Genomic DNA, 22,554 nt, shown 5'->3' on the forward strand with positions numbered 1-22,554 from the left:
GGAACGAGAGACGCCATGCCGTCCCTGCGCGACGCAGCCCGTGGCCGCATCCTCTTCGGAGGCGACTACAACCCCGAGCAGTGGCCCGAGGAAGTCTGGGAGGACGACGTCCGGCTGATGAAGGAGGCCGGGGTCAACTCCGTGACCCTCGGCGTCTTCTCCTGGGCACGGATCGAACCACGGCCGGGAGCCCGGGAGTTCGGCTGGCTGGACCGGCTGATGGATCTGCTGCACGCGAACGGCATCGGTGTCGTCCTCGCCACCCCGACCGCGTCCCCGCCGCCGTGGATGGGGGCGCGGCATCCGGAGACCTTGCCGCGGACGGAGGACGGCTCGGTGGTCTGGTACGGCTCGCGCCAGCAGTTCTGCCCGAGTTCGCCGGTCTACCGGCGGTACGCGGCCGCGCTCACCGAGGACCTGGCGGCGCGGTACGCGGACCATCCGGCGCTCACGGTGTGGCACATCAACAACGAGTACTGCACGCACTGCTGGTGCGACGAGACCGCGGCGCACTTCCGGCGCTGGCTGCGTACCCGGTACGGCACGGTGGAGGAGCTCAACGCGGCGTGGGGCACGGCGTTCTGGAGCCAGCGCTACGACTCCTGGACGGAGATCCTGCCGCCGCGCACCGCGCAGTACATGAAGAACCCGACCCAGGTGCTGGACTTCAAGCGGTTCACCTCGGACGCGCTGATGGAGTGCTATGTCGCCGAGCGGGACATCGTCGCGCGGCACACCCCGCGCGTCCCGGTGACGACGAACTTCATGCCGCTGTGGTCGGGGCAGGACGCCTGGGCGTGGGCGGCGCAGGAGGACATCGTCTCGGTCGACATCTACCCGGACTCGCGGGACCCGCGCGGCGGGCAGTACAACGCGATGATCGCGGACATGACGCGTTCGCAGGCCGGCGGTCCGTGGATGCTGATGGAGCAGGCGACCGGGGCGGTCAACTGGCGGGACGTCAACCGGCCCAAGCCCGAGGGGCTGAACCGGCTCTGGTCGCTCCAGTCCGTGGCGCGCGGAGCGGACGCGGTCTGCTACTTCCAGTGGCGGCAGTCCCGGCAGGGCTCGGAGAAGTTCCACTCCGCGATGGTCGGCCACGCGGGCGAGGAGGGCCGCGCCTTCGCCGAGGTCAAGCGGCTGGGCCGGGAGCTGGCCGCGCTCGGCCCGGCGGTCGCCGGCGGCGAGGTGCCCGCGGACGTGGCGGTCCTGCACGACTGGGACGCCTGGTGGGCCGGGGCGCAGGAGGGCAGGCCGTCCTCGCTGCTGGACTACACCGAGGTGATCCGGCGCTGGCACGGGGCGCTGTGGGAGAGCGGGGTCGTCACCGAGTTCGCCCGACCGGACGCGGACCTGAGCCGGATCAAGGTGGTGGTCGTACCCCATCTGTATCTGCTCGGCGACGGGGCGGTCGACAACCTCGTGGCGTACGCGGAGGGCGGCGGGACCGTGGTCTGCGGCTTCTTCAGCGGGATCGCGGACGTGGACGACCGGATCCGGCCGGGCGGTATGGACGCCCGGCTGAGGGACCTGTTCGGCATCCGTACGCTGCACGACTGGTGGCCGCTGGACGCGGACGCCTCGGTGGAGTGCGACGGTTTCCGGGGCACGCTCTGGTCGGAGGAGCTGACGGCCGCGGCGGACGCCGAGGTGGTCTCCTCCTACCGGTCGGGCGAGCTGGCCGGGCTGCCCGCGGTGCTGCGCAGGGGCCGGGCCCGGTACGTGTCGACGCTGCCGGAGCCCGACGCGCTGCGGGCCCTGCTGGCGGAGGTGGTGCGGGAGGCCGGGGCGCGGCCGGTGCTGGCGGGGCTGCCCGCCGGGGTGGAGGCGGTGCGGCGCGGGGAGCTGCTGTTCCTGCTCCACCACGGGCGCGGGAGCGTCACCGTCGAGGTGCCGGGCGCGCACGAGGACCTGCTGACCGGCGTGAGCGTGGAGGACCGGGTCGAGCTGGGGCGGTTCGGCGTGGCGGTGCTGCGGAGCGCGGCGCCGTGACGGACCGCACGCCTGTCGGCGGTACGTGGGAGCCGCGCCCGGCCGCGCGCTGGGAGGACGCCTTCCTCGCCGGGAACGGGCGGCACGGGGCGATGGTCCTGGGCGATCCGGTGGACGACCGGGTCGTGGTCAACCACCACAGTCTGGTCCGGCCGAACGGCAGCGAGAACGTGCGTCCGCCGGAGCTGGCGGACCGGCTGGGCCGGGTGCAGAGCGCCCTGCTCGCGGGGGACACGGCGGCGGCCGAACGTTTCGGCGAGGGTCGGCCGCTGGTGTGGGTGCAGCCCTTCCACCCCGCGTTCCGGACCCGGATCACCCCGGCCCCGGGCACGGCGTCCCGGGCGGACGGGGAGCCGGTTCCGCCGGGCTACCGCCGGAGCGTCGACTTCGCGACCGGTGAGGTCACGGCGGTGAGCGAGGGCCGGCGCAGCCGGGTGTTCGTCTCGCGCGCGGACGACGTGGTGGTGCAGCACGTCTCGGGTCCGGGGCTCACGGTGGACGTGGCGCTGGACCCGGCGCTGCCCGGGGCGCCGCCGAGGCTGGGCGTCGGCCGGGGCGCGGTGCTGACCCCGGGCGGGGGCCGGCTCACGCTGCGCGCGGCCTATCCGGACAGCGCGCTGTCCTACACCGGGGTGAGCGTGCTCCGGGTGGACGGCGGCCGGGTGTCGGTGGCCGGCGAGGGCCTGCGGGTCGAGGGCGCCCGGAGTCTGCTGCTGCTCACCCGGGTGCGCCGGCACACGGGCGAGGCGGACCCGGCGGCGGAGTGCGCCGCGCTGCCGGCGGACGGGTACGAGGAGCTGCTGGAACGTCATGTCGCCCTGCACCGCCCGGCGTTCGAGCGGGCTCGACTGACGCTGGACGCCGATCCGGCCGAACGAGCTCTGCCCGGGAGCGCGTTGCTGCGACTTCCGGACTCCCCCGCGCTGCTGGAACGGCTGTTCGCGGCCGGCCGCTACCATCTGCTGTCCTCCTCGGGGATGCTGCCGCCCCGGCTGACCGGGCTGTGGACGGGCGACTGGGACACGGCGTGGTCGGGGGCGTTCACGACGAACGCCAATCTCAATCTCCAGGTGGCCTCGGCGGCGGCCGGCGCGCTGCCCGAGGTGTCGGAGGCGCACGCCGCGCTGGTGTACGGGCAGCTGGCGGACTGGCGGGACAACGCGCGGGCGGTCTTCGGCGCGCGCGGTGTCGTCGCGCCCTCGCACACCGACGGGGAGTCCGGCCACACCCGCCACTACCAGCGGGCCTATCCCCTCCATCTGTGGACGGCGGGCGCCGACTGGCTGCTGGAGCCGCTGCTCGCGTACGCGCAGACCTGCGGGGTGACCGATCCCCGGCTGGTGGGGGCGCTGCACGAGGTGGCGCTGTTCTACGAGGACTTCCTGAGCCGCACCGGGCCGGACGGCCGGGTGGCGATCGTCCCCTCGTACTCGCCGGAGAACCGTCCGGCGAACGCGAGCTGGGGCACGGTCAACGCCACCATGGACATCGCCGCCGCCCGGCACGCGCTGCTCGCGTCGGCCGAGCGCTCCCCCACCCATCCGGACTCCGCCCGGCGGCGGGAGCTGGCCGGGCGGTTGCCCGAGTACCGGGTCAACGAGGACGGCGCGCTCGCCGAGTGGGCGTGGCCGGGCCTGGCGGAGACGTACGACCACCGCCACCTCAGCCATCTGTACCCGGTGTGGCCGCTGGACGAGATCAATCCGTACGACACCCCGGAGCTGGCGGCCGCCGCCCACCGGGCGCTGGAGCTGCGCGGTTCGGAGAACGACTCCGCGCACGGGCATCTGCACCAGGCCCTGGTCGCGGCCCGGCTGCGGGACGGCGGGCGGGTCTCGGCGGCGCTGCGGGCAGTGCTGGCGGGCGACTTCTTCCACGACTCGCTGATGAGTTCGCACTATCCCGCGCGCAACGTGTACAACGCGGACGCCGCCCACGCGCTGCCCGCGGCGGTCATCGAGTCGCTGGTGCAGTCGGCACCGGGCCGGCTGGTGCTGCTGCCCGCCCCGCCTGCGAACTGTCCGGGCGGTGAACTGCGCGGCGTACGCACCCGGTTCGGGGCGTCGCTGGATCTGCGGTGGCGCTCCGACGGCTCTGCGACGGCGGTGCTGCACCCCACGCGGGACGCCCGGATCGATGTCCGCACGAGCGGCCACCTCACCCTCGCGCCCGCCTGCGCCGGACCCCCCGGAGCTCCTCTGGAGCTCACGGCGGGCGAGGACCACGTGCTGGAGCTGAGGCCTCGGCGGCCCCGGGGCTGATCCGCCCGTACGTGGAAGGAGCCGGTCCCCTGGCGGGGGCCGGCTCCTTCGGGTGCGCGCGGGCGCGTCCGTCACACGGGTGCCGGACCGGTGCTCTCACGGACCGTCAGTTCGGGGGCCAGCAGCTCGACCTCGTCGGTGCCGCGGCCGGAGAGCTTGGCCACCACCTGCTCGACGGAGCGGCGGCCCATCTCCTGGGCGGGGATGGCGACGGAGGTGAGCCGCACGGAGGCCTGGGAGGCCACCTGCTCGGGGCAGATCGCCACCACGGACACGTCCTCGGGCACGGCCCGGCCCTGCTGGCGCAGGAGGTTGAGCAGCGGTTCGACGGCGGACTCGTTCTGCACGATGAATCCGGTGGTGCCGGGGCGCTCGTCGAAGATCCGGGAGAGGGTCTGGGCCATCGCCGCGTAACCGCCCTCGCAGGGCCGGTGCAGCACGCGCACCCCGGTCTCCTGCGCCTTGGCCCGTATCCCGTCGACGGTGCGCTCGGCGAAGCCGGTGTGCCGTTCGTAGACGGCGGCGGCCTCGCCGATGACGGCGATCTCCCGGTGGCCGAGTCCGGCCAGATGGTCCACGCAGAGCGCTCCGGTGGCCTCGAAGTCCAGGTCCACGCAGGTCAGTCCGGAGGTCTCGGCGGGCAGTCCGATGAGGACGGCGGCACGGTCGGTCTCGCGCAGCAGCGGCAGCCGTTCGTCGTGGAGTTCGACGTCCATCAGGATCATGGCGTCGGCCAGCGAGCTGCCGGCGATGCGGCGCACGGCGGCTGGGCCCTCCTCACCGGTGAGGAGCAGGACGTCGTAGCCGTGGGTCCTGGCGGTGGTGGCGACCGCGATCGCGATCTCCATCATCACGGGGACGTACATGTCGGTGCGCAGCGGCACCATGAGCGCGATGATGTTGGACCGGCTGCTGGCCAGGGCGCGCGCGCCCGCGTTCGGGTGGTAGCCGAGCTGTCGGATACTCGACTCGACCCGCTCCCGGGTGGCGACGGAGATGGACCGCTTCCCGCTGAGGACGTAGCTCACCGTGCTCGCGGAGACTCCGGCGTGCTGCGCGACCTCGGCCAGGGTGACCATTCAGCTCTCCCTCAGGGACATCGTCGGGCCCGGCACGGAAACCGGTCTGCTCCGGCAGTTGGGGTCAGATGGGGCGAAGCGCTTCGACTTCATCCCCTCCGTCTGTGACATGCGAGGAAATCCGAGACTAGACCCGCCTCGCACAACATGTCCAGACCACTATCGAAGCGCTTCGACTGAGTCTGTCCTACCTCGTCGCCCGGCGCCCGGTCCGCGGCCCGTGCCGCGGCTGTGCCCACGATATGCCCGCCGCCCGGCCGGACACCTCACCGGGAGCGACCCCGGCCGGGCGGGACCGTGTCCGCCGGGCGGGACCGGGGCCTCCGCTCCGGCCGTTCCGCACAGCGGTACGGGTGCGTGTACAGCCTCCGAGCACCCGACCTAGCATCCGGGGCGTCGGAAGGTTCCGCGAAGGGGGAGTTCGGATCATGCTGACGCGTTCCTCGACCGGTCAGAACCCGTGCCGGGCGGCCGTCGCGCGCCGTCGCCGCTGTCGCGCCCACCGCTGAGCCTCCCCACATCCCGAAGGCCCGACGCCAGGGCCACCGCCGCCACCCCCGCCCTCCGTGGGCGCGACGCCCGCCGGGCCGCACCGGAGCCGGGGCCCCGCCGTCGTTCCCGCCGCCCCGGTGCCGCTGCCGCCGCCGGGGAGTTCCGGCGATCCCCCTTCCCGTTCCGCCCCGCCCGCGTCCGCGCGCCGTCGGCGCCTGCCCGCGATGGTCCCACCGGTGCGGTCCGACGCACCCGAAGAAAGGATTCACTGTGCCGGAGTCATCCGATCCGGAGATAACCGAGTTCTTCCTGCCGGAACTCCCCCGCCTCCTCCCCTCCGTCTACCACCCGCAGGCCGCCCGGCTGGAGATCGCCTCCAACGGCTGGGTGCGCCGCTTCCTGGGCGACACCTTCGCCGGTGAGGCGGAACTGCTGTACTTCCTGCGCCAGCGCAACGGGATCTACGGCCCGCTGACCGTCCCGGAGGCCTCGGACCGCAGGGCGCTCGACATCGCGGACTGGTACCAGTACGTCACGGTGATCGACAGCTTCGTCTCGGACCGGGGCGACCTGGGGTCCAGCGCCGAGGCCGCGCGGGCCGTCTTCGCCCGGATCCTGGGGGACTTCGACACGGACGTCGCCGCCGACGCGGCGTTCCCGTACGGACGGGCCGGCCAGGACCTCTGGCGGCGGATCAGCCCCGGGCTCAGCACCGGGCAGACCCGGCGCTTCGCGGCGAGCCTGGAGGCCTTCCTGCGGGGCTGCGCGACCGAGATCCAGGCCAAGCTGAACGACCGGGTGCCCGACTACGAGAGCTGCCTGGCCGTCCGGCTGGACAGCTTCGGCTGCGACTTCATCGAGCTGATGACGGAGTACGGCGCCGAGGTCGACATGACCGGACTGATCCCGCGCCTCTCCGAGGTCCACCTGCACTGCCGCCGCCAGATGATCATCATCAACGATCTGCTGTCCTGGCGGAAGGAGCACGCCCAGGACGACAAGATGACGGTCGTCCGGGTCCTCACCGAGGGCGAGGGGCTGAGCCTCCAGCAGGCGGTGGACCGGCTCGTCGGTCTGGTCGAGGAGCACGAGCGGGCGTACATCGCGGCGCGCGACGCGCTCCTCGCCGGGGAGCTGGGGGAGCGCGAGGACGTCCGGCGGTATCTGCGCGGGCTCGACCATCTCATGGGCGGCAGCCTGGAGTTCGAGTACCTGACCCCGCGCTACTTCGGGGACGGGTCCGTCTGGGACGGCACCACCTCGGGGTGGCTGGACCTCGACGCGGACATCGCGCGCTTCCGCGACCGGCCCCGCACCCCCGCCGCCGCCCCCTCTGCCGTGGCCACCTCCGCCGCCACCCCCGCTGCCGTCGCCACCGCCGCCGGGACCGGGGAGGAGCCGGAGGACGACGAGGCCGTGCCCTCCGCCCGGCCCAGCGACGAGGAGCGGGCGGCCATCGCCCGGCTGCGGGCGATCGTCTCGCCCGGCTCCGAACGTCCGGGGCCCGGCGAGGAGGCGGGCGGAGCGGCCCGGCCCGCCCCGAAGGCCGCGCGCGGCGAGGCGCGCACCGGCCCCTGGAAGGTGGTCACCGCCCCCGGCTCCGTGCCGGTGCTCGGCCACGCCCTCCCGCTGTGGCGCAGGCCCCTGGAGTTCCTGGCCGGACTCCCCACCGACGCCGATCTCGTCGAGATCCGGCTCGGCCCGAAGAAGGCGTACCTGGCGCACAGCCCCGAACTGGCCCAGCAGGTGCTCACCGACTCGCGGACCTACGACAAGGGCGGGCCGCTCTTCGAGAAGGCCCGGCTGCTCGTCGGCAACGGCCTGGTCAGCTCCGCATGGGCGCCGCACCGGCGCCAGCGGCGGCTGCTCCAGCCCGCGTTCCACCCGAGCCGGGTCCCGGGCTACATCGGGCTGATGGGCGAGGAGCTGGAGGCGGAGCTGGCCTCGTGGGAACCCGGTGAGGCGCTGGACGTCAGCGACACCATGCACGGGCTCACCCTCAAGATCACCGCCCGCACCATGTTCGCCACGACCGCGGACCGGCGGGCGATCGACGAGGTCGCGTACTGCATGCCGGTCATCATGCGGGGCGTCTACAAACGCATGATCGCCCCGACCGGTCTCCAGGAGAAGCTGCCGACCGCCCACAACCGGGACTTCGAGCAGGTACGGGTCCGGATGCGCCAGCTGATCCGGGAGACCGTCGAGGCCTACCGGAGCGCGGACTCCGAGGACACCGGCGACCTGATGTCCATCCTCGTGCACACCCGCGACGACGAGACCGGCGAGGGGCTGAGCGACGAGGAGATCCACGACCAGGTCATGACGCTGCTCATCGGCGGCACCGAGACCACGGGCAACACGATGGCCTGGGCCTTCCACACCCTGGCCACCCATCCGCACATCGAGGAGCGGCTGCACGAGGAGCTGGACACGGTGCTGGCCGGCCGGGTGCCCGGCTTCGACGATCTGCACCGGCTGCCGTACACCGGCCGGGTCATCACCGAGACGCTGCGCATGTACCCGCCGGCCTGGCTGCTGACCCGGGCCACGACGCGGGCGACGGAACTGGCGGGCCGCCGGCTGGAGCCGGGGACCATCGTGCTGTACAGCCCCTACGCGCTGGGCCACAACCCCGCGGTCTACGCCGACCCGGAGACCTTCGACCCGGACCGCTGGCTGCCGGAGCGGGCCGAGGGGCTGCCGCGCGGGTTCAACCTGCCCTTCGGCGGCGGCAGCCGCAAGTGCATCGGCGACACGCTGGGCGCCGCCGAGACCACGATCACGCTCGCGGGCATCGCCGCTCGCTGGCGGCTGCGGACCGTGCCCGGCACCCGCGCCGGAACGGCCGTTCCGCGGGCCTCGCTCGGCACCGGCCCGCTGCCGATGCTGCCCGAACGGCGGGGCCGGGTCGCCGGTCCGGCCGGCCTCACCCTGTCGAGCGCCCGGTGACCACCGGGCGGGCCATCCGGGACGCCGCCGTCCGGCCGCTTCCGGGCACCGACCCCTCACGCCAGGAGAGCTAGCGATGACACAGCAGACCAGCCAGGCGCCCGTGCGGACGGTCCCCGGCGCGCCCGGGTCCACGGACGTCCAGGCGACCCTGGAGCACTTCCGCGCGCTGGTCGCCCCGGCCCTGCGGGAGACCGTGCGCAGGCTGCCGCCGGAGATCGGCACCACCGTCGAGTTCACGCTCGGCTGGCGGGACGCCGACGGCACCCCGCGCAACGGCGGCAGCGGCAAGGGGCTGCGCCCGGCACTCGCCCTGCTGACCGCCCAGGCGGTCGGCGCCGACCCGGAATCGGCGGTCCCGGGCGCCCTCGCGGTCGAACTGGTGCACACCTTCTCGCTGGTGCACGACGACATCATCGACGGCGACGAGCAGCGCCGGCACCGCGAGGCGGTGTGGAAGGCGTACGGCGTCGGCACGGCGGTCCTCGCGGGCGACGCGCTGCTGGCACTGGCGCTGGACGCGCTGTCGCGGGCGGCCGGCGGGGAGCGTGGGGCAGCGGCGATGAAGGCGCTGTCCGGCGCGCTGGTGGAACTGGTCAACGGCCAGGCCGAGGACGTCTCCTTCGAGCTGCGTCCGTGGACCGGCCCGCGGGCCGTCACCGTCGCGGAGTACAGCGCGATGGCGGGCCGCAAGACGGGGTCGCTGCTGGGCTGCGCGACCGGTCTGGGCGCGCTGCTGGGCGGCGCCGCTCCGGGCGCGGTCTCCGATCTCACCCTGATGGGCCGTCATCTCGGCCTGGCCTTCCAGGCGGTGGACGATCTGCTCGGGATCTGGGGCGACCCGGACGTCACCGGGAAGCCGGTCCACAGCGATCTGCGGCAGGGCAAGAAGACCCTGCCGATCGTCTCCGTGCTCGCCCAGGACACCCCGGCCGCCCGCCGGCTGGCCGCACTGCTCGCGGACCCGGGCTCCGGCGGCGAGGAGGAGCTGCGCGCGGCCGCCGCGCTGATCGAGGAGGCGGGCGGCCGGGCCCTGGCCGCCGACTCCGCCGAACGCCATCTGTGCCGGGCCCGGCAGCTGATCCACCGCGCGTCGGTGGACGGGCCGGCCGCCGCGGCGCTCGCGGACCTGGGCGAGTTCGTCGTCCACCGCACGCACTGAGCCGGTCCGCCCTCCCCGGCCGGCCGGCACGACGGACCGTCCCGCACGACAGACCGTCCCGTACCACCGACCGTCCCGCACCACCGACCGCCCCGCACCACCCGCACGATCCCCTGACAGAGAGAGACCCCGATGCGTACCGCGTTCGCGCCGGCCACCGCCGCCGCCGTCGCCGCCCTGCTGCTCGCCGGCTGCTCCGCCGACCCGGGCACCGCGCCCGCCGCCGGCTCCGGCACCCCCGTGGCCGGCGGCACCCTGACCTATGTCGTCGGCACGGACGTGCTGTGCGTCGACCCGCAGCAGGCGGGCAACGGCGACGAACTGACCGCGGCCCGCGGCCTGGTCGACTCCCTCACGGACCAGGACCCGAGGACGGGGAAGATCCTTCCCTGGCTCGCCACGTCCTGGGAGGTCTCCCCCGACGCCACGCGCTACACCTTCCGGCTGCGCCCCGGGGTGACCTTCAGCGACGGGACCCCGCTGGACGCGGCGGCGGTGAAGGCGAACTTCGACGGCTTCCGCACGCTCGGCGCGCGGGCCGTACAGGCCGGTACCTATCTGACGGGATACCGCTCGACGACGGTGGTGGACGCGCACACCGTGCGGATCGCGTTCTCCGCGCCCAATGTGAAGTTCCTCCAGGCCACGTCGACGGTCAGCCTGGGCATGGTCGCCCCGGCGAGCCTGCGCCGGCCCCCGGGCGAGCGCTGCACCCGGGGCGTCGTGGGCTCCGGCCCGTTCACCCTCACCCGGTTCACCCGCAACCAGCAGGTGCGCGAACGGGCCCGCGAGGGGTACGCCTGGGGCTCGGCGCGCTCCGGCGGCGCGAAGGCGCCCCACCTGTCCGGGCTGGTGATCCGGATCGTCCCGGAGGAGGGGGTGCGCTCGGGCGGGCTGCGGTCCGGGGAGTTCGACGCGACCGGCGCCGTGTCGCCGCAGGACGAGCGGACGCTGAAGGCGTCCGGCTTCGGACTGAGCACCCGCCCCAGCCCCGGGCTCGTGTACGGGCTCAACGTCAACGCCTCCCGCCCCGCCACCCGGGACGCGGCGGTGCGGCGGGCCCTCCAGAAGGCCCTGGACCGCAAGGAGATCGTCGACACGGTGTTCAGCTCCGGCTACCGCCCGGCAAGCAGTGTGCTGGCCTCCACCACGCCCGCGTACACCGATCTCTCCGCCCGGCTGGCCACGGACCCGGCCGGGGCCCGGAAGCTGCTCGACGGGGCCGGATGGAAGCCCGGCCCCGACGGCATCCGCACGCGGAACGGCGAGAAGCTGAACCTGGTCACCGTCTGGTTCGGCGGCGCCGGCACCGTACAGACCGCTCTGGAGCTGGTCCAGCAGCAGTTCAAGGCCGTCGGGGTGGGGCTGACCCTGAAGCCGGTGCCGATCGCCAAGGCCCTGGCGACGTTCAAGGCGGGCGACTACGACCTCATCCTCGGCAACGCCTCCACCGCCGACCCCGACATCCTGCGCAACTACTACACCGCTGAGGGCCTGAACGCGGTGCGGCTGGGCCCCGGACCGCTGCTCACCGCGCTGCACGCCCAGGCCGCCGAGGCCGATCCCGCCGCCCGCGCCCGGCTGGTGGCGACCGCCCAGAGGCTGATCGTGGACGAGGCCTACGGGCTGCCGCTCTACGAGTCGTCCACCGTGCTCGGACTCTCCCCGAAGGTCCACGGGGTGACGTTCGACGCCCTGTCCCGGCCGCGCTTCTCCGGCGCCTGGCTCGGCTGACTCCGCTCCCCCGCCGGCCGCCGCGCCGCACCGCCGTACGAGACGAAGGACTCCGATGACACCCGTGACCCCGCCCCGCGAACTGCACCTCAACGTCAACCTCCTCGGCGGACTCGGTCTGCATCCCGCCGCCTGGCGGTGGGACGCCGCCGATCCGCTCTCCTTCCTGGACATCGACGCCTACGTCGACGCCGCGCGGACCGCCGAACGCGGCCTGCTGGACGCGGTGTTCCTCGCCGACTCCCCGGGACTCGTCCAGGACCTGGCGGTGGGCCCGCCCTACAACGGTCTGGAGCCCACGCTGCTGCTCACCGCCATCGCCCGCGCCACGGAGCGGATCGGGCTGATCGGCACCGCCTCGACCACGTACAACGAGCCGTACAACATCGCCCGCCGCTTCCTCGGCGTCGACCTGATCAGCGGCGGGCGGGTCGCGTGGAACGCGGTCACCACCTACAACGCCAACTCGGCGCGGAACTTCGGCGCGGCCGAGCCGACGCGCGAGGAACGGTACGCGCGGGGCAACGAGTTCATCGACGTCGTACGCGCCCTGTGGACCAGCTGGGACCCCGACGCGGTGACCGCCGACAAGAAGACCGGGGAGTTCGCGGACACCGGCCGGATCCGGCCGGTCGACCACCGGGGAACGCACTTCACCGTGGGCGGCGCGCTGACGCTGCCCTCCTCGCCCCAGGGCCATCCGGTGATCTTCCAGGCCGGCGGGCACGGGGAGGGCCGGGACCTGGCGGGGCGGGTGGCCGACGCGGTGTTCTCCGCGCCCGCGGACCTGGCCGGCGCGCACGAGCTGGCGGAGGACCTGCGGCGCCGGGCCGCCGCGTACGGCCGGGACCCGGCGGCGCTGCGGATCCTGCCGGGGCTGCGGACCACGGTCGGCTCCACCGAGCGCGAGGCGTGGGAGCGCCGCGACCGGCTGGAGGAGCTGACGGACCGCACGGCGGCGATCCGGAGTCTGGCAGGGCTGCTGGGCGTTCCGGCCGAGGCGCTGTCGCTGGACCGCCCGGTCCCGCTGGAGCTGCTGAACGCACCGCCGTCGGGCCCGGGGGCCAACTGGTCCACCGATCCGCACGCCCGGCGGCTGGCGGCCGGGGGGCTGACGGTCCGGGAACTGCTGAGCCGGGGGCTGGGGGCCGGCTATCTCCTCTCGGTGGGCACGCCGGAGCAGGTGGCCGACACCATCGAGGCCTGGTTCGTGTCGGGGGCCGTGGACGGGTTCAACCTGATGCCGGACGTGCTGGCGGACGGGCTGCCGGTGCTGGTCGACGAGGTGGTGCCGATCCTGCGGCGCCGGGGGCTCTTCCGCTCGGAGTACCGGGGCACGACGCTGCGCGAGCACTACGGACTGCCGTTGCCGTCCCGGGCCCGCCCGGTCCGGTGACGACAGGGAATACGGCACCCCTTCTTGCAGGTTGATGAACAGTCACGTGCGGTGCTGGCCCTTTCCGTCCGCTTCCTGCACCGTTCAGAAGGGGCTCAGGGCGTGTTGTGAAAGTCCCGCCGCCCCACGGACGCCGAACCAGGAGCATGGACGACATGACGGGGACCTTCGCATGACCACCGCCTGCGACACCCGCGCGCCCGCCGCGCACCGGACCGGGACGACGGCACGCGGGCCGGAGCCGGCGCCCGCCGGTACCGGCCCGCGCGCCGAGACGCGCGCCGCCATCCGCACCGCCGTCGGCGCGGCGGCCGGGGAACGCCGCACCCCGCCGGGGGCGGTGGAGAAGTCGCTGCTGATCCTGGACATCCTGCCCGGGGACGGCAACGCGATCGGTGTCTCGGAGGTCGCCCGGCGCATCGGCCTGCCCAAGACGACCGTCCACCGGATCCTCGGCCTGCTCACCGAACTCGGCCTGGCGGAGCACCGCCCGGCCGGGTACGGGCTGGGCCGCCGCATCATCGATCTGGTCCGCGAAACGCCGTGCATGCGGACCACCCAGCTGCGCGACCGGCTGCTGCCCTATCTCTGCGACCTCTACCGGCTGACCGACGAGGCGGTCCACCTCGGGGTGCTGCGCGACCAGGGCGTGCTGTGCCTGGAGCGGCTGCACGGGGTGCGCAGCGCCGCGCTGCCCGTCCGGGTGGGCAGCATCCTGCCGGCGCACGGCACGGCGATGGGCAAGGTGCTGCTCGCCTTCGCCGACGACGTACTGCGCGAGGAGTGGCTGACGACCCGGCTCACCGCGCACACGGCCCGGACGCTGACCGGCGGAGCGGCGCTCCAGCGGGAGCTGGAGCTGGTGCGCAGTCGGGGGTTCGCCGTGGACCGGGGCGAGTTCCGGCCGCAGGTGATGTGCCTGGCGGCCCCGGTGTGGGGCCGGGGGCGGACCCTGGCGGCGGCGGTCTCGGTGAGCGGTCCCGCGCACCGGCTGGACCCCGCGGAGACGACCCGGCAGCTGCGTCATGTCGCCCATGCCGCGTCCCGGGCCCTGGCCTCCGCGCCGGACGGGCACGCCTGGTGAGGGGTTCCGGTGGGCGGGGCGGCGCCCCGCCCACCGGGGGCAGGTCCTCGTCACCCGGGGGTCAGTCCCGGTCCTCCGGGGTGGCGGCGGCCCGTGCGGCCGGGACCGCGGCGGGTGCGGCGACCCGGATGGCGACCGCGACCAGGACGAGCGCGAGGGCGGAGAAGACCGTCGCGCCGATGAAGGCGTTGGCCATGCTGTGGGCGACCGCCTCGTCGGCGGGGGCGTCGGAGTGCGCGAGCGTGGTCCCGTACACGGTGACCAGCACCGCGAGCCCGAGCGAGCCGCCGACCTGCTGCATGGTCTGCATGACGCCCGCGGCGGCACCGGCCTGCTGCGGGGCGACCCCGGACAGGATCAGGGAGTTGAGCGGCATCAGGAAGGCGCCGATGCCGACGCCGAGCAGCACCATGGGCCCGGCCAGGTGCGGGGCGTACGCGGTGGTCGCCTCCAGTCGCGCCAGCCAGACGGCACCGGCCACGACCAGGGTGATCCCGGAGACGATGAGCGGCCGGGCGCCGAGGCGCGGCAGCAGCTTCGGGGTGAGCCGGGACATGCCGAACATGCCGAGCGCCATCGGGAGGAAGGCGAGTCCGGCCCTGACCGGAGAGAAGCCCAGGGGGCCCTGGAGGAACTGGGAGAGGAAGAACAGCGCGCTGAACAGCGTGGCCATGGTCAGGAAGATCGTCACATAGCCGGCGGCGCGGTTGCGGCTGGCGAACAGCCCGAGCGGCACCACCGGTGTCTCGACGCGCACCTGGACGGTGAGGAACACGGCGAGCAGCACCACGGCCGCGGCGAACGAGACCAGGGTGAGCGGATCGCCCCAGCCGTCGGAGGAGGCCCGGATCACCCCGTACACCAGCGCGGCCATGCCGCCGGTCGCGGTGATCGCGCCGACGAGGTCCAGCCGGCCCGGGTGGCGCTTCGAGTCGGCGACGAAGCGCGGGGTGAGCAGGGCGACGGCGATGCCGAAGGGCACGTTGACGAAGAGGACCCAGCGCCAGGAGGCGTACTCGGTGAGCACCCCGCCGAGGATCATGCCGGTGGCCATGCCGAGCCCGGCGAGCGTGGAGTACACGGCGAGCGCCCGGTTGCGGCGCGGGCCCTCCTCGAAGTTGGTGATCAGCAGCGACATGGCCCCGGGCGAGGCGAACGCGGCGCCGACGCCCTGGAGGGTGCGTGCGGTCAGCAGCATCCAGGGTTCGGTGGCGAGTCCGCCGGCGAGCGAGCAGAGCGTGAACAGCGCCACGCCCCAGACGAAGGTGCGGCGGTGGCCGAGCACGTCCCCGGTGCGGCCGCCGAGGAGCAGCAGTCCGCCGAAGGTGAGGGTGTAGGAGCTCTGCACCCAGGCGAGGCCGGTGGGCGAGAAGTCGAGATCGCCGCGGATGTCGGGGAGCGCGATCGTCATCACCGTGTTGTCCACGGTGATCATGAGGTAGCAGGTCACCAGGAGCGTCAGGACGACGCCGAGGTGACGGCCCTTCCGTTCGTCGCCGGAGGCGGCCGGCTTCTCGGTGTTGGTCTGGGCGGAAGTGGACAACACAACTCCAGTGGTACGTGTGTCGGGGGGACGGCGGGCCTCAGGGCCGGTCGGCGCGGGCCCGCACGATCATCGGCAGCCTCTTGGGCTGGAGCATGGGCGAGCGGACGGGACGTATCCGCTCGCCGGGGGCGGCCTCCAGCGTCCAGCGCCGGGCCGCGGTGGCGAGGAAGACGACCATCTCCTCCCAGGCGAACGGCTCCCCGATGCAGCCCCGGTTCCCCGCGCCGAAGGGCAGGTAGGAGGTGCGGGGCAGCTCGCCGCCCGCCCGGCCGGCCCAGCGCTCCGGTTCGAAGGAGTCGGGGCGGGCGTAGACGGAGGGGTCGCGCTGGATGGCGTAGAGGGAGAAGAGGACGTTGCGGCCGGCCGGGATGCGGTGGCCGGCCAGGTCGAGGTCGGTGATGGTGCGGCGGGTGAGCAGCCAGGCCGGCGGGTAGAGCCGCATGGCCTCGGTGAGGATCTGCCGGGTGTACGGCAGGAGCGTCACGGCCTCGTGGTCGAGGAGCCGGCCGCCGCCGAGGACGCCGTCGACCTCCTCGGCCAGTTTCCGCTGGACCTCGGGGTGTTCGGAGAGCAGGTGGCAGGTCCAGCTGAGGACGTCGCGGGCGGTCTCCACACCGCCGAGGAACAGGGCCATCGCCTCGTCGTGGATCTGTTCGTCGCTGAGTCCGGGCCGGCCCTCCTCGCCCCGGGCGGAGAGGAGCAGCGCCATCAGGTCGGCCTCGTCACCGCCTCGCCGCTGGTATTCGCGGATGACGCCGCCGAGGGTGTCGCCCAGCCGCTCGCGCGCCTGCTCGAAACGGCGGTTGGACGGCGTGGGCAGCTTCTCCAGCCAGCCGACGGGGAAGGCGATGCGGCGGGTGACGCCCTTGAGGAGGACGGGCAGGGAGGCCTCGACCTCGTCCGCGACCTTGTCGCCGAGTTCGGAGGAGAACAGCGCCCGGCAGACGACGGTGACGGCGAACGAGTGGATCTCCTGGTCGAGTTCGAGCCTGCTGCCGTCCTGCCAGCGGGAGACGACCTCGTCGGCGGCCTCGCGCATGTGGTGGGCGTACTCGGCGATGCGGTGGTGGTGGAAGGCGGGCTGCACGAGTCTGCGGTGTGCCATGTGGGTGGGCTCGGAGGAGTTCAGCAGTCCGTCGCCGAGGAAGGGGGCGGACTTCTCGTAGGCGACGCCCTTGTCGAGCTTGCGGACGTCCTTGGTGAGGATCCGGTGCACGAGGGCGGGGTCGTTGATGACGTAGGCGCGGGCCGGGCCGAGGCCGATGGTGACGATGTCGCCGCTGCCGCGCAGGGAGTTGAAGAACTCGCGGGGCCGGGTGAGGAGCCGGTGCACATGGCCGAGGAGCGGGAGGCGTCCGGGGGCCTGGGGGACGGCGAGGGGCCGGGGCGCGGTGACCGTCATCGGGAGAGCTCCTTGGGCAGCGAGAAGGTGACTGTTTCCTGGGCCACGCGGCGCACGGACGTGGTGACCGGGCCGAGGCCGCGCAGGGCCCGGACGATCTCGTCGACGAGCGCGGGGGCGGCGGAGGCGCCCGCGGTGAGGCCGACGGTGGCGGCGTCCCGCAGTTCGGCGAGCCGGACCTCGCCGACGTCCTCGACGAGCCGGGCCCGCGCTCCGGCCCGTTCGGCGACCTCGACCAGCCGTACGGAGTTCGAGGAGTTGCGGGAACCGACGACGAGGACCAGACCGGAGTCGCCGGCGACGGCCCGGACGGCGGCCTGCCGGTTGGTGGTGGCGTAGCAGATGTCGTCGGAACCGGGGCCCTGGATGCCGGGGAACCGCTCCTGGAGGGCGTGGACGACCTCGGCGGCCTCGTCGACGGCGAGGGTGGTCTGGAGGGCGTAGGAGACCCGGGTCCCGGGCTCCGGGTCGTCGAGGGCGGCGACGTCCGCGACGCTCTGGACCAGGGTGGTGCGTTCGGGGGCCTCGCCGAGGGTGCCCTCGCTCTCCTCGTGCCCGGCGTGGCCGATGAGGAGGATCCGGTCGCCCCGTCGGGCGTAGCGGCGGACCTCGCTGTGCACCTTGGTGACCAGCGGGCAGGTGGCGTCGAGGACGCGCAGTCCGCGGCGGGCGGCGTCGGCACGGACGGCGGGCGCGACGCCGTGGGCGGAGAAGACCACGGTGGCGCCGGCCGGGACCTCGTCGAGTTCGTCGACGAAGACGGCGCCGCGTCCGGCGAGATCGCGCACCACATGGGTGTTGTGGACGATCTGCTTGCGTACGTAGACGGGGTGCGGGTGGCGGCGCAGGGCCTCCTCGACGATCTCGACGGCCCGGTCGACGCCGGCGCAGAAGGAGCGGGGTTCGGCGAGGAGCACGGTCCGGGGACCGAGGGCGGCCCGCCAGGCGTCGCGGACAGCGGTGAACGGGGCGGCGGCGTCCGGCGGGGCGGTGAAGTGCGCCTCGCTCCCGCCGGTCCGTAACTCCAGTCCCACGGTGCCGGGCCGGTGCGGGGCGCCCTCCCGGACGGTCAGGCCCTCCCGCAGCAGCGCCCCGGTGACCAGGGGCGCGGCGGCGAGGGGCACGGTGAGGGTCGCCGGTTCGGGTTGCTCCACCATGCGGTCCGCCTCTCGCCGTGCGACGCGGTGGACGGGTGCGTCCACCGGCCGGGGGCTCGTCGCCCCGGGAACGGATCAACCGTAGGAGCGGCCCGGATCCGGGCGCAGCCTCGTGTTCCGCTGCACGGAACGGCCGACTGGGCGGATTCCGGACGAGCGCCTTGTATGGGGCGACGCCTCGTACCGAAGGAGCGGTCGATGTCCGTACTGGAGTCCTTGCGCAATCCGTCCGATCTCCGTGCCCTGGACGCGTCCCGACTGCGGTGTCTGGCCGGGGAGATCAGGGAGCGGCTGATCAGCCAGGTGTCGCGGACCGGCGGCCATCTGGGGCCCAACCTCGGGGTGGTGGAGCTGACGATCGCGCTGCACGCCGAGTTCGACTCGCCGCGCGACCGCATCCTGTTCGACACCGGTCACCAGGCCTACGTCCACAAGATGCTGACCGGCCGGGCCGGGCGGCTGGACACCCTGCGCCGCCGGGGCGGGCTCTCCGGCTATCCGTCGCGCGCCGAGTCCCCGCACGACGTCATCGAGAACTCGCACGCCTCGACCTCGCTCAGTTACGCCTACGGGCTGGCGGAGTCGTACGCGCTGGCCGGTGAGGACGACCGCCAGGTCGTCGCGGTGATCGGGGACGGCGCGCTGACCGGCGGAATGGCCTGGGAGGCGCTGAACAACATCGCGGCGCGCGGCCGGCGCAACGTCGTCGTGGTCGTCAACGACAACGGCCGTTCGTACGCCCCGACGGTCGGCGGTCTCGCCGAGCACCTGGGGCGGCTGCGGACGGCGGCGGAGTACGAACGGCTGCTGGCGACCGGCAAGCGGGCCGCCCGGTCGATCCCGGTGGTCGGCGAGGCGGTGTACCGGGGGCTGCACGGGGTGAAGTCCGGTCTGAAGGAACTCGCCGTGCCGCAGGCCCTCTTCGGCGATCTGGGACTGAAGTACCTGGGGCCGGTGGACGGTCACAACGTCCCGGCCCTGCGGGCCGCGCTGCGGCAGGCCCGGGAGTACGACCGTCCGGTGATCGTGCACTGCATCACCCGCAAGGGCGCGGGTCATCCGCCGGCCGAGGAGCACGAGGCCGACCGCTTCCACGGCATCGGGGTGGTCGACCCCGCCACGGGCCGGCCGCTGAAGCCCTCGCCGCCGTCGTGGACCGGGGTCTTCGCCCGGGAACTGGTGGCGCTGGGGCACGAGCGCGCGGATCTGGTGGCGATCACCGCCGCGATGCGCGGGCCGGTGGGCCTGGACGGTTTCGCGGAGGCCTTCCCCGACCGGGTGTACGACGTCGGCATCGCCGAGCAGCACGCGGTGACGGCGGCGACGGGGATGAGCCTGGGCGGGCTGCATCCGGTGGTCGCGGTGTACGCCACCTTCCTCAACCGGGCGTTCGACCAGGTGCTGATGGACGCGGCGCTGCACCGCGCCGGGCTCACCCTGGTCCTGGACCGGGCCGGGGTGACGGGCGAGGACGGGGCCAGTCACCACGGCATGTGGGACCTCTCGGTGCTCCAGGTCGTGCCGGGGCTGCGGATCGCGGCGCCCCGGGACGGGGCGAGTCTGCGGGAGGAGCTGCGGGAGGCGGTGGCGGTGGACGACGCGCCGACCGTGGTCCGCTTCCCGAAGGGCGCGGTGCCCGCGGACCTGCCGGCGCTGGAGCGGGTGGGTGTCGCCGATGTCCTGGCCCGGGTGGGGCCCCGTCCGGCCGAGGTGCTGCTGGTGGGGGTGGGGTCGATGGCGGCGACGGCGGTCGGGGCTGCGGAGCGGCTGGGGCTCGGCGCGGAGCCGCCGGGGATCACCGTCGTCGACCCGCGCTGGGCCAAGCCGGTGGATCCGGAGCTGGTGGCGCTCGCCGCCCGGCACCGGCTCGTCGTCACCGTGGAGGACAACAGCCTGGCCGGGGGCTTCGGTGCGGCCCTGGGCCAGGCGCTGCGCGAGGCCCGCGTGGACGTACCGCTGCGGTCCTTCGGCATTCCGGCCCGATTCCTGGAGCACGCCTCGCGCGCCGACATCCTGGCGGAGCTGGGCCTCACCGCCGAGGCCCTGGCCGACTCCGTGACCACCGAACTCGCGCATCTGCGCCCGTGCGCCCGCCCGGTGGGCGCGGCGGCGCCGGTGCCGGCCGAAGGAGCCCGTACGCGATGACCGCCGTATCCCTGAACATGCCCGCGCTGCCCACCCGTCCGCTCGCCGCCCGCCGTACCTCCCGGAAGATCCGGGTCGGCGCGGTCGAGGTGGGGGGCGATGCCCCGGTGTCCGTGCAGTCGATGACGACGACCGTGACGGCCGATGTCGAGGCCACGCTCCGGCAGATCGCCGAACTGACCGCCGCCGGCTGCCAGATCGTGCGGGTGGCCTGCCCCTCGCAGGACGACGCGGACGCGCTCGCGACCATCGCGCGCAAGTCGCGGATCCCGGTGATCGCGGACATTCACTTCCAGCCGAAGTACGTGTTCGCCGCGATCGACGCCGGCTGCGCGGCCGTCCGCGTGAATCCGGGGAACATCCGGAAGTTCGACGACAAGGTGAAGGAGATCGCGCGGGCGGCGAAGGACGCCGGAACCCCGATCCGGATCGGGGTGAACGCCGGTTCGCTGGACGCGCGCCTGCTGAAGAAGTACGGCAGGGCGACGCCCGAGGCCCTGGTCGAATCGGCGCTGTGGGAGGCGTCGCTCTTCGAGGAGCACGGGTTCCGGGACATCAAGATCTCGGTCAAGCACAACGACCCGGTCGTCATGGTCAACGCCTACCGCCAGCTCGCCGCCCGGTCCGACTACCCGCTGCACCTCGGCGTCACCGAGGCCGGCCCCGCCTTCCAGGGCACCATCAAGTCCGCCGTCGCCTTCGGCGCCCTGCTCAGCGAGGGCATCGGCGACACCATCCGGGTCTCCCTCTCCGCCCCGCCCGCGGAGGAGGTCAAGGTCGGCATCCAGATACTCGGCGCGCTGGGGCTGCGCGCACGGGGTCTGGAGATCGTGTCCTGCCCGTCCTGCGGCCGGGCCCAGGTGGACGTCTACCGGCTCGCCGACGAGGTGACCGCCGCCCTGGACGGTCTCCGCCTCCCGCTGCGGGTGGCGGTGATGGGCTGTGTGGTGAACGGTCCCGGCGAGGCCCGGGAGGCGGACCTCGGCGTGGCCTCGGGGAACGGCAAGGGCCAGATCTTCGTGAAGGGCGAGGTCGTGGCGACGGTGCCGGAGTCGAGGATCGTGGAGACGCTGATCGAGCGGGCGCTGCTGCTGGCCGAGGAGCAGGGGCTGGAGATCCCGGAGGTGTGACCGGTCCGGGGTATCACGATCCGCCGCCCCGGGAGTGCCCCGAGCGACCGCCTCGTGAGTACCCCGACCCGCCGCCCCGGACGTGCCCGCGCGAGCGCGGGAGTACTCCCGTCCGCCGCCCCGGCCGGGGTCAGTTCTGCCGGGGCGGCAGTTCCCTCTCGAAGCGGTCCAGGAAGGCGTCCAGCGGTCCGGTCCCGGCGTGGTGGATCACGAACTTGCTGATCCCGGCGGCGAGATGGGCGTCGATCAGGCGGTGCAGCCGGGGCCAGCCGGTGGCGACCAGCTCCTGCGGGTCGGCGCCTGGAGCGCCGCGGCGCAGAGCCGCGCCGAGCGCGTCCGGAATGCCGTCCTCGGCGACGGCCAGGCTGATCCCGTAGTGGTCCTCGTCGATCGCCCGCCCGGCCTCGGCCGCCGCGGCCCGGATCGCCTCGACGGCGCGCCCGGCCGCCCCGGGCGTCAGGAAGGAGCCGAGCCAGCCGTCCCCGTACCGCCCGACCCGGCGCAGCCCGGCCGGGGCGCTGCCGCCGAGCCAGAGGTCAGGCGTGCGGGCGGGGACCGGCCCGACGCGGGGCGAGGCGACGCTCAGCAGTTCCCCCGCGAAGGGGGCGTCGTCGCCGTCGAGCGCGGCCCGCAACAACGCCATCGACTCGTCGAACAGTTCGCCGCGCCGCCCCTCGGGCGCGGGGAACAGCTCGCGCTCCCCCGGCCGCGCGGGCCGCAGTCCGAAGACCGGGAGGGCCCGCCGGGGTGCGAGGGCGGCCAGCGAGGCCAGTTGCTTGGCGACCAGGACGGGGTGCCGGCCGGGCAGCACCGCGACCGAGGTCCCCACCTTCAGCCGCCGGGTCCGGGACAGGGCGTACGCCATGCCGACGAACGGGTCGACGGCGTCGGAGCGGATCTGTTCGGAGAGCCAGAGTGAATCGATGCCGCCGCTTTCGAGGCGGTCGACGATCCCGCCGAACTCCGACAGGGGCGTTCCGTCACCGAGCCCGACTCCGAAACGGATCTTCACCGGAACGCTC

General features: G+C 74.0%; 14 protein-coding genes. 9 read left to right on the forward strand and 5 right to left on the reverse strand.

All coding sequences use genetic code 11. The features are described from left to right. Window positions 1-15 precede the first annotated feature (15 nt). The gene (locus ACFVDM_RS15165; protein ID WP_383638562.1) at window positions 16-1,992 is read left to right on the forward strand and encodes a beta-galactosidase; all 1,977 of its coding nucleotides are present in this window, start codon (window positions 16-18) and stop codon (window positions 1,990-1,992) included. Further along, on the forward strand, window positions 1,989-4,253 hold the full coding sequence (locus ACFVDM_RS15170; RefSeq protein WP_383638565.1) for a glycoside hydrolase N-terminal domain-containing protein: 2,265 nt from the start codon (window positions 1,989-1,991) through the stop codon (window positions 4,251-4,253). Before ACFVDM_RS15165 ends, ACFVDM_RS15170 begins: the two co-directional genes overlap by 4 nt. A gap of 71 nt (window positions 4,254-4,324) precedes the next feature. Here the strand turns inward: ACFVDM_RS15170 and ACFVDM_RS15175 are convergent, their stop codons facing one another. Further along, window positions 4,325-5,332 carry a LacI family DNA-binding transcriptional regulator gene (locus tag ACFVDM_RS15175; protein ID WP_383638568.1) on the reverse strand — a complete coding sequence of 336 codons (1,008 nt, stop codon included), beginning with the start codon at window positions 5,330-5,332 and terminating at the stop codon, window positions 4,325-4,327. Window positions 5,333-6,094: 762 nt separating this feature from the next. On the opposite strand from ACFVDM_RS15175, the gene ACFVDM_RS15180 reads away from it, so the two are divergent. From ACFVDM_RS15180 to ACFVDM_RS15200, 5 genes are all read left to right on the forward strand, one after another. Then, complete coding sequence (locus ACFVDM_RS15180; RefSeq protein ID WP_383638571.1) at window positions 6,095-8,776, forward strand: cytochrome P450; 2,682 nt, start codon at window positions 6,095-6,097, stop codon at window positions 8,774-8,776. A gap of 76 nt (window positions 8,777-8,852) precedes the next feature. Next, the gene (locus tag ACFVDM_RS15185; RefSeq protein WP_383638574.1) at window positions 8,853-9,938 is read left to right on the forward strand and encodes a polyprenyl synthetase family protein; all 1,086 of its coding nucleotides are present in this window, start codon (window positions 8,853-8,855) and stop codon (window positions 9,936-9,938) included. 132 nt (window positions 9,939-10,070) lie between these two features. Continuing rightward, window positions 10,071-11,672 carry an ABC transporter substrate-binding protein gene (locus tag ACFVDM_RS15190; protein ID WP_383638577.1) on the forward strand — a complete coding sequence of 534 codons (1,602 nt, stop codon included), beginning with the start codon at window positions 10,071-10,073 and terminating at the stop codon, window positions 11,670-11,672. 55 nt (window positions 11,673-11,727) lie between these two features. Further along, window positions 11,728-13,068, forward strand: coding sequence for an NtaA/DmoA family FMN-dependent monooxygenase (locus ACFVDM_RS15195; RefSeq protein ID WP_383638580.1), 1,341 nt, complete (start codon window positions 11,728-11,730; stop codon window positions 13,066-13,068). A 172-nt stretch (window positions 13,069-13,240) separates the two neighbouring features. Then, window positions 13,241-14,152, forward strand: a complete 912-nt coding sequence (locus ACFVDM_RS15200; RefSeq protein ID WP_383638583.1) for an IclR family transcriptional regulator — start codon at window positions 13,241-13,243, stop codon at window positions 14,150-14,152. A gap of 61 nt (window positions 14,153-14,213) precedes the next feature. Here ACFVDM_RS15200 and ACFVDM_RS15205 read toward each other — a convergent pair whose 3' ends face one another. Genes ACFVDM_RS15205 through ispH form a run of 3 tightly spaced genes read right to left on the reverse strand, consistent with a single transcriptional unit; the run spans window position 14,214 to window position 18,257 of the window. Further along, window positions 14,214-15,698, reverse strand: coding sequence for an MFS transporter (locus tag ACFVDM_RS15205; RefSeq protein WP_383638586.1), 1,485 nt, complete (start codon window positions 15,696-15,698; stop codon window positions 14,214-14,216). A gap of 37 nt (window positions 15,699-15,735) precedes the next feature. Continuing rightward, window positions 15,736-17,100: a cytochrome P450 gene (locus ACFVDM_RS15210; RefSeq protein ID WP_383638589.1), complete on the reverse strand. Its 1,365-nt coding sequence runs from the start codon at window positions 17,098-17,100 to the stop codon at window positions 15,736-15,738. Then, window positions 17,097-18,257 (reverse strand): 4-hydroxy-3-methylbut-2-enyl diphosphate reductase, encoded by a 1,161-nt coding sequence (gene ispH, locus ACFVDM_RS15215; RefSeq protein ID WP_383638592.1) that lies wholly within the window; start codon window positions 18,255-18,257, stop codon window positions 17,097-17,099. Before ispH ends, ACFVDM_RS15210 begins: the two co-directional genes overlap by 4 nt. 198 nt (window positions 18,258-18,455) lie before the next feature. Between ispH and dxs the strand changes: the two genes are divergently transcribed. Next, complete coding sequence (gene dxs, locus ACFVDM_RS15220; RefSeq protein ID WP_383638595.1) at window positions 18,456-20,402, forward strand: 1-deoxy-D-xylulose-5-phosphate synthase; 1,947 nt, start codon at window positions 18,456-18,458, stop codon at window positions 20,400-20,402. Then, entirely contained in the window at window positions 20,399-21,532 is a 1,134-nt protein-coding gene (ispG, locus tag ACFVDM_RS15225; protein ID WP_383638598.1) for a flavodoxin-dependent (E)-4-hydroxy-3-methylbut-2-enyl-diphosphate synthase, read from the forward strand. Before dxs ends, ispG begins: the two co-directional genes overlap by 4 nt. Before the next feature lie 130 nt (window positions 21,533-21,662). Here ispG and ACFVDM_RS15230 read toward each other — a convergent pair whose 3' ends face one another. After that, window positions 21,663-22,544 carry a TIGR03854 family LLM class F420-dependent oxidoreductase gene (locus tag ACFVDM_RS15230; RefSeq protein WP_383638601.1) on the reverse strand — a complete coding sequence of 294 codons (882 nt, stop codon included), beginning with the start codon at window positions 22,542-22,544 and terminating at the stop codon, window positions 21,663-21,665. Window positions 22,545-22,554 lie beyond the last annotated feature (10 nt).

It is taken from the genome of Streptomyces sp. NPDC057682 (assembly GCF_042799575.1).
Lineage (GTDB): Bacteria > Actinomycetota > Actinomycetes > Streptomycetales > Streptomycetaceae > Streptomyces.

Bases quoted from the DNA above. Each gene is read 5' to 3' on its own strand.
- ACFVDM_RS15195 (WP_383638580.1), top strand. From the start codon at position 11,728: ATGACACCCGTGACCCCGCCCCGCGAACTGCACCTCAACGTCAACCTC.
- ACFVDM_RS15165 (WP_383638562.1), top strand. From the start codon at position 16: ATGCCGTCCCTGCGCGACGCAGCCCGTGGCCGCATCCTCTTCGGAGGC.
- ACFVDM_RS15200 (WP_383638583.1), top strand. From the start codon at position 13,241: ATGACCACCGCCTGCGACACCCGCGCGCCCGCCGCGCACCGGACCGGG.
- ACFVDM_RS15175 (WP_383638568.1), bottom strand. From the start codon at position 5,332: ATGGTCACCCTGGCCGAGGTCGCGCAGCACGCCGGAGTCTCCGCGAGC.
- ACFVDM_RS15185 (WP_383638574.1), top strand. From the start codon at position 8,853: ATGACACAGCAGACCAGCCAGGCGCCCGTGCGGACGGTCCCCGGCGCG.
- ACFVDM_RS15210 (WP_383638589.1), bottom strand. From the start codon at position 17,100: ATGACGGTCACCGCGCCCCGGCCCCTCGCCGTCCCCCAGGCCCCCGGA.
- ACFVDM_RS15190 (WP_383638577.1), top strand. From the start codon at position 10,071: ATGCGTACCGCGTTCGCGCCGGCCACCGCCGCCGCCGTCGCCGCCCTG.
- ispH (WP_383638592.1), bottom strand. From the start codon at position 18,257: ATGGTGGAGCAACCCGAACCGGCGACCCTCACCGTGCCCCTCGCCGCC.
- ispG (WP_383638598.1), top strand. From the start codon at position 20,399: ATGACCGCCGTATCCCTGAACATGCCCGCGCTGCCCACCCGTCCGCTC.
- dxs (WP_383638595.1), top strand. From the start codon at position 18,456: ATGTCCGTACTGGAGTCCTTGCGCAATCCGTCCGATCTCCGTGCCCTG.